We start from the raw sequence: 6,878 nt of genomic DNA, 5'->3' as shown, positions 1-6,878 counted from the left end.
TTTCTTTTTGAGCATAAAAAAAAGACTGTCTCACTTTTGAGACAGCCTCTTGTTTTAGACTATGACCAGTTTAATCCTTGTCTAATGCTGAGTTTTCTTTAGTGTCTTTCATTCCGGCATATACAATCAGTGAAAACAGGATACATGCTGTAATATACCAGTAAAAATAATGTTCTATCCCTGATTCCTTAAGCCATAATGCAATATATTCGGCACTGCCGCCAAAGATTGCGACAGTTAATGCATAAGGTAAGCCTACCCCTAAAGCGCGTACTTCAGATGGGAAAAGTTCCGCCTTTACAACCGCATTAATAGAAGTGTAGCCGCTTACAATAATCAATGCAGCCATAATCAGAAAAAAAGCACCCCACATTGATGTGGTATGGCTTAATGCAGTAAGTAGAGGAACAGTACATATCGTTCTCAGGATTCCAAAGCTTAAAAGTAACGGGCGTCTCCCGATCTTATCTGACAATCCTCCGAAAACCGGCTGCAGGCACGCAAATATAAATAGTGAAACAAATGAAATTAAAGTAGATTGCTCTTTGGTAAGGCGAACTGTATTTACCAGAAACTTCTGCATATAAGTAGTATAGGTATAGAATGCCAATGTTCCTCCTAAAGTTAGTCCTACTACAGTAAGCAGGGCTTTTGGATGTTTAAGAAGTTCTTTGATGGTTCCTTTCTTATTTTCACTCATCTGCATTTTGTTTTCAAAAGCTTCGGTTTCATGAAGGTTGGCCCTCAAATATAAAGCAACGATCGAAAGAACTGCTCCTATTACAAAAGGAATCCTCCAGCCCCAGTCTTCCAGCTGGGCTTCCGTTAAAAGTAATTTCTGTAAAACCAATTGGATGCCCAATGCAATCAGTTGCCCACCGATTAAAGTTACATACTGAAAGCTTGAATAAAATCCTCTTCTGTCTTCGGCGGCCATTTCACTGAGATACGTTGCGGACACGCCATATTCTCCACCCACGCTGAGTCCCTGTAATAATCTTGCCATAAGAAGCAGGGCAGGGGCTAAAATTCCTATTGTTTTATAAGTCGGGGTAAGGGCAATGAGTAAGGAACCGAATGACATCAGCAAAACAGAAAGCGTCATTGCTTTTTTTCTTCCTATTTTATCTGCAATACTTCCGAAAAGCCAGCCGCCGATCGGTCGCATCAGAAATCCTACAGCAAATATTCCGGCTGTATTCATCAGCTGGGCATTAAGATCCGAATCCGGAAAAAATGAATGGGAAAAATAAATGGCAAAAGCTGCATAAGCATACCAGTCGTACCATTCTACCAAATTTCCTATGGAGCCACCGACAATTGCTTTAATTCTTTGAGCGGTGGTAATTTGAGATGAATTCATGAGAGAAAGGTATTCCTTTTTTGCTTAAATATCAAATTGCAATTAAAAAAAACATATGGATGTCCTGACAATGTAAAATGCTTCAATTTATATCATTCTCTAACGCAACAATGTTCAGGCATAAAACCTAATTAAAATCTATACCCAATCGACAATCCGCTTCTGAAACCTGCCCACGGACCGTCTATTTTCACTCTTGCGCCGTTGGCATTGGTTTCTACTGTATATTTTACAAAAGGAATATCCAGGTTTTCAATTTCTTTTTTTAGCTGGGCCTGCATTTCAGGGGTGAGAACGTAATCGCTGGTCATTACGAAATCCCCTTTTCCACTGCCATAATGAGCACCTGCAATCCAAAGGTCCAGAACAAGGTTTTTGCTGTGAGTCAGGAAGAATTGAACTCCTGCCATCAACCCGCCGCTGTTACCGTTTGCAGAGCCTGAACCTTTAATGGGAACCCGGAAAGCGGCCTGGTTATTGACGGTGAAATCATAATAAAAATCAAAGGTATTGGAAGAGACTTTTGAATATCTGTAATAGGGTGCAATATAAAATCCTTTGCCATAACCATGTCCTAAATAAAACCGGGGTTCTATGGTAAAGTTGACCGCTTTTATTTCGAGATTCTGAAACCTTTTTTCATCTTCATCACTTAAAAATGCATTGATAAACGGGGCTTTTCCCTCAGGCATGGTTCCGAAAGCAATATTCACGGAAAACCATTGATTGATCGATCTTTCATATGATAAATTGATATTCCTGAATGCATATGCTGTAACATTTGTTTTGATCATATTGAATTTTTCCGGCGGAGAATCGGGTATAGCTTCCTGTGCGCCGGCTTCCTGTGCAAGAAAGCAGAGCGATAAGATGAGATACTTTTTCATGATACTATAATTGGGTGTACCAGAGTACCAGCAAAAAACGGGCAGGAAATCAATTGCTTATAAAATATAATGTGAAATTTTATAAATAAAGAATAAGTTTCTTTTTAAATGGAAAATTATTAACTTAAGCTTTATGTAATAAAAGCTGAACATCGCTTGTCTTACGGATATATAATTCTGATATGAAAAAAGCGATGTGTTCTGTACTTCTGTTGAGCAGTATTCTTATACTTTCACAGGAAAGCATAAAAAAAGATACAATAGATGAAACAAAAACAGCAGAGATACAGGAAGTTATTTTAAAAACCCAACGCAAGAAGCAATTTGCCGATAAATCAGTTTATACATTTGATAAAGAAGCGCTTGAAAAAGCCAGATATGCAAAAGATCTGTTGAGAACGCTTCCTGAATTGCAGCTTAATCCTGTTACCAATACACTGGCCAGTACTAAAGGTGGAACCACACTGTTTTTAATCAACGGAATTGAAGCTACTGATATGCAGATTCGAAGTGTACCCCCAGGTGAAGTCGTCAAAGTGGAGTATTATGATATTCCGCCTGCCAGATGGGCCACAAGAGCAGATGTTGTGGTTAATCTGATCACCCGTTCCACGGAAACAGGGTATGTTTTCGGAACTGATGTAAGTACAGCTTTAAATACAGGTTTTGTTAATGGTTCAGCATATGCCGGTTATACCAAAGGAAAAAATAATTTAGGCCTGGAATATTCCATCAATTTACGGGATTATGATAACAGGAAAGTACACAGTATCTATGATTATCAGCTGGATAATGCCCACTTTCGTACTGATGAAAATAAAAGGGATCATTTCGGATATACTTTTCAGAATCTAGCACTGAGGTATACCCGTGTAGTCCCGGATCAGTATTCTTTCCAGACAAAACTGAACATGGATATTTTTACAAGTTTTATTAAAGGGAGCGGACAAAGTGTTTTCACAAAAGACAATACCGTTGAAGATCATACCATGTTGAAAAATGGTTCTTCTGATTATGTGACCCCAACTCTGGATTTATATTTTTCAAAAAACATCGGTAAAAAAGATGAACTGAGCATTAATGTGGTGGGGTCCCATTTTACAACCAATACAAAGGAATTTGCAAAGGAATGGGTAACTTCTTCGGGTGATCCGGTGTTTGATAATGATATGAATCTTAAAGCAAAGCAGACCGGTTTTGTAGGTGAGCTTGCCCATACGCATGATTTTGAAGCTGGAAAACTTTCATCGGGCTATCGTATTTCCAATACATCAATTTCCAATGATTTGCAAAATTTAGCAGGATTTTCACAGTACAGCGTTAACTATCTTGAGCAGTATTTTTATACGGAATTTTCCGGAAAGCTCGATCAGTTTACCTATCGTATCGGTGCCGGATTGACCAATATTCATAATAAAAGTGCCGAAAATACTTTTGATGAGTGGTCTTTTACGCCCAAGCTAATTTTAGGATACCAGTTGAAAGCCAATCAGAGTCTTCGTTTTACAAGCAGCTATAAACCGAGAAGCCCCTGGAGTGCCGCGCTCAGCAGCAATGTGGTGCAAATGGCTCCGAATATTGTACAGAAAGGGAATCCGTTTCTCAAATCCCAGCAGACTTTAGCAAATAACCTGATCTATTCATTCAACAATAAACATTTTGATTTCAATGCCAATGCGTTTTACCGGTATATCCGCCGTACCATCAACCAGCTTTATGTATCGGACGGAATTTTCGGAGGTTATGCTCTTACTTATGAAAATGCAAAAAGCTCACAGCAGTACGGTATTCAGCTAACCGGTTCCTACAAACCCTTCGGAAGCGATCTACTGGTCATAAAAGCAGTTATTTCGCCGTCGTCCGAAACTGTAAGGACGAGCAATGGTGCCCTGATCAAAAATGATTATATCGGAAACAATTTCGTATTGTCTTCAGAGTATAAATCTTTTAACCTGGAGTATCAGCTCAATATCCCGGTGTATACATTGAGTGGGGCATTTTTAAGCACCAATGAAAACCAGAATCATATTTTTCTAAGCTATAAACATAAAGACTGGACATTCTCTACAGGAATGTACTGGATTGGAATGCCATCGGAATATAAAACCAAAAGCTTACCTGAAAGCCTGGTCAATTATTCCCGGGAAAATCAGATCATGAATAATAAATCTATGTTTGTTTTAGGATTCAGTTATGATTTTTCAAAAGGTAAAAAAACAGACCTGCAGAAAAAGCTGAATAATTCCACGGCTCCGGCAGCTACTTTCTAGAGTTCAGATTAAATAAAAATCCGCCCGGTATACCATATCGGGCGGAATTTCTGTGCGCTAAAATATTTTTTTTAATTCTGGCTGATCATCATTTTACGATATGAATAAATATCTTCAATAGTGACAACACTCATTTCTTTTTTAGTGGCAAAATCTACAATCTGAGGAAGCCTTGCCATTGAGCCGTCTTCGTTAGTGAGCTCGCAAAGTACGGCATCATCCCCGAGATTGGCCAGTTTTACCAGGTCTACACTGCCTTCCGTATGGCCGCGTCTTTCAAAAACGCCGTCTTTTCTGGCGATCAGTGGGAAAACATGGCCCGGGCTTGCGATCTGTTCAGCTTTTGCATTTTCTGCCACTGCTGTTCTGATCGTGGTCACGCGGTCTTTTGCTGAAACACCGGATTCAACCCCTTCTCTGGCTTCAATAGAAATGGTGAATGCTGTTTGGTTTTTGCTGCTGTTGTTTTCCACCATCGGACGAAGATTAAGGTTTTTACTTTTCTCTTCGGAAATACATAAGCAGACGATTCCGCTGCATTCGCGGATCAGAAGCGCCATGTCCTGTTCGGTGATGGTGGAGGCAGGAAAGATGATATCGCCTTCGTTTTCACGGTTTTCATCATCTACCAGAAGGATGCCTTTGCCCTGTTGTAATTTCTGAAGTGCATTTTCTACACGTTCTTTGGAAGTAACTCCGAATTTTTCTAATAATTTTTCCATGTTATTTTACTTTAAAAGTTAAAATACACTTCGGTACATGGAAATGAAATACAACACAATAAGTCCATAAGATAGCCTTATTGATCGTTTCATTTTCTTCTCCCATCCAGACTTTAACTGTCGGTTTTGGAATTCCACCAAATCAGTCCTTTAATTAAAAAGGAGTCGCGGACTATAACCGCCGGTAGGGAATTGCACCCTGCCCCGAAGAAAACTTATGCTAAGTTTTACTGTATGTTTGTTTAATTGTTCTTTAATTCATTAATAATTATTTAACGCACAGGTTACAAATTTCGGGAAGTTTTTTGAGATAGGGAAAAGATTTCAGTTTATTTCTTCGTTTCATAGATAAGTTGTACAACCCCGGATTTAAAAACATTCGTTCCGGTAAGTTGTAATTCCAGTCTTTCTTTCAGGTCTTCAAATAAAGGTTTTCCATCACCTAAAGCAACCGGATGTACAGATATTCTGTAGATATCGATAAGATTTAACTGAATAAAGGTTTTGATCAGACCTGCTCCACCGTATAGCCAGATATCTTTTCCACCATGCTTTTTGATTTCTGCGACTTTTTCTGTAATATCGGAACTAACGAAAGTAGCGATGTTATCCTCTCTGTTTTGCTTTGAGAAAACGAATTTATTTTTTGAGTGAACTGCCAACCAAAGCTTTTGTTCTGCCGGGCTGGCATTTTCATCAGGTTGATAATTTCCCCATGCATCATAGCTTACCCTGCCATAAAATATGGTATCTATACCTGATAAGAAACCATCAAAATCCATATCTTCATCCATAATGCACCAGTCGATTTCTCCGTTGCGACCTTCGATGAACCCATCCAGTGTTACTGCCAAATCTAAAATTATTTTCTTCATTGTTTATATATTTGAGTGTATTTGTACATAGCTAAAGTTGAGTTTGATGCCAATCCTTAGTTCTTTCATTGTGTAAAGAAAGCAAAGAGGATTAATGGGCAGCCGTTTTTATGCTGTCCAGCTTTTGGGTAATTTCGGTAATGTTTCCGCCACCGCAGGACGAATAGATTACTTTTCCGTTAACATCAATAACGATTTTTGCAGGGCTGCAAAAGATATTATAATTTAATTTTTCAGATTTACCATAAGATTTGGTATTATCAATCTGATCAAACAGGACTGTTGAATGGGAAAGATAATCTTTCAGTTCTTTTTCATTTTCTATAAAGCCTTCTACGATACCAATAAATTCTGCATTATTTTTAAATTCATTATAAAGTGTGTTGTATTCTTCTGCCATATCATAAGATTCACTTTTTTTCAGATAAGATTTATCATAAATAAGGATCACCAGATTTTTACCTTTATATTCCTGTGAATTGAAAGTTTTCCCTTGAATGGTTTTGGCTGAGAAATATTTGGGCGTTGCATTTAAAAACAAATCAATCTGGTTTTTCCTGATCTCTTTAGCCTGTTCCTGAAAATCTTTTAAAAATTTTTCTTCCTTTTCTTTTTTACTTTCACAAGATAACATTGATAGAATAATTAAAAGGACTGAAAATTTTTTCATGGCATGATTTTTAAATGGTATTTCAAATATACTCCAATGTTTTAAACCATATTAATGAAAAAACGCTCCGGAAACAGAACGATTTATAGAT

Annotated in this window: 6 protein-coding genes and 1 riboswitch; of the genes, 1 reads left to right on the top strand and 5 read right to left on the bottom strand. The window is 38.0% G+C overall.

The features are described from left to right. Positions 1–70: 70 nt before the first annotated feature. Entirely contained in the window at positions 71–1,363 is a 1,293-nt protein-coding gene (locus PMI13_RS09660) for an MFS transporter (RefSeq protein ID WP_007843148.1), read from the bottom strand. A 131-nt stretch (positions 1,364–1,494) separates the two neighbouring features. After that, on the bottom strand, positions 1,495–2,250 hold the full coding sequence (locus PMI13_RS09655) for a DUF3575 domain-containing protein (RefSeq protein ID WP_007843147.1): 756 nt from the start codon (positions 2,248–2,250) through the stop codon (positions 1,495–1,497). Positions 2,251–2,432: 182 nt separating this feature from the next. On the opposite strand from PMI13_RS09655, the gene PMI13_RS09650 reads away from it, so the two are divergent. Next, positions 2,433–4,520, top strand: a complete 2,088-nt coding sequence (locus tag PMI13_RS09650; RefSeq protein WP_007843145.1) for an outer membrane beta-barrel protein — start codon at positions 2,433–2,435, stop codon at positions 4,518–4,520. 71 nt (positions 4,521–4,591) lie between these two features. On the opposite strand, the gene ribB is transcribed toward PMI13_RS09650, so the two are convergent. The 3 genes from ribB to PMI13_RS09635 form a co-directional block, all read right to left on the bottom strand. Further along, on the bottom strand, positions 4,592–5,242 hold the full coding sequence (ribB, locus tag PMI13_RS09645; protein WP_007843142.1) for a 3,4-dihydroxy-2-butanone-4-phosphate synthase: 651 nt from the start codon (positions 5,240–5,242) through the stop codon (positions 4,592–4,594). Positions 5,243–5,332: 90 nt separating this feature from the next. Then, positions 5,333–5,458, bottom strand: a riboswitch (FMN riboswitch). 113 nt (positions 5,459–5,571) lie between these two features. Then, entirely contained in the window at positions 5,572–6,117 is a 546-nt protein-coding gene (locus tag PMI13_RS09640) for a dihydrofolate reductase family protein (RefSeq protein WP_007843141.1), read from the bottom strand. A gap of 91 nt (positions 6,118–6,208) precedes the next feature. Further along, a complete protein-coding gene (locus tag PMI13_RS09635; RefSeq protein WP_007843139.1) occupies positions 6,209–6,787 on the bottom strand; it encodes a peroxiredoxin family protein in 579 nt (192 codons plus the stop codon). Positions 6,788–6,878 lie beyond the last annotated feature (91 nt).

Source organism: Chryseobacterium populi (assembly GCF_000282115.1).
GTDB lineage: Bacteria > Bacteroidota > Bacteroidia > Flavobacteriales > Weeksellaceae > Chryseobacterium > Chryseobacterium populi.
The sequence above is the reverse complement of the archived record's forward strand: the minus strand, read 5'-3'. Positions and strand labels throughout refer to the sequence as shown.

What these genes read in the sequence shown, in the direction of transcription:
- PMI13_RS09660 (WP_007843148.1), bottom strand. Translation starts at nt 1,363, where the DNA reads ATGAATTCATCTCAAATTACCACCGCTCAAAGAATTAAAGCAATTGTC.
- PMI13_RS09635 (WP_007843139.1), bottom strand. Translation starts at nt 6,787, where the DNA reads ATGAAAAAATTTTCAGTCCTTTTAATTATTCTATCAATGTTATCTTGT.
- PMI13_RS09650 (WP_007843145.1), top strand. Translation starts at nt 2,433, where the DNA reads ATGAAAAAAGCGATGTGTTCTGTACTTCTGTTGAGCAGTATTCTTATA.
- ribB (WP_007843142.1), bottom strand. Translation starts at nt 5,242, where the DNA reads ATGGAAAAATTATTAGAAAAATTCGGAGTTACTTCCAAAGAACGTGTA.
- PMI13_RS09655 (WP_007843147.1), bottom strand. Translation starts at nt 2,250, where the DNA reads ATGAAAAAGTATCTCATCTTATCGCTCTGCTTTCTTGCACAGGAAGCC.
- PMI13_RS09640 (WP_007843141.1), bottom strand. Translation starts at nt 6,117, where the DNA reads ATGAAGAAAATAATTTTAGATTTGGCAGTAACACTGGATGGGTTCATC.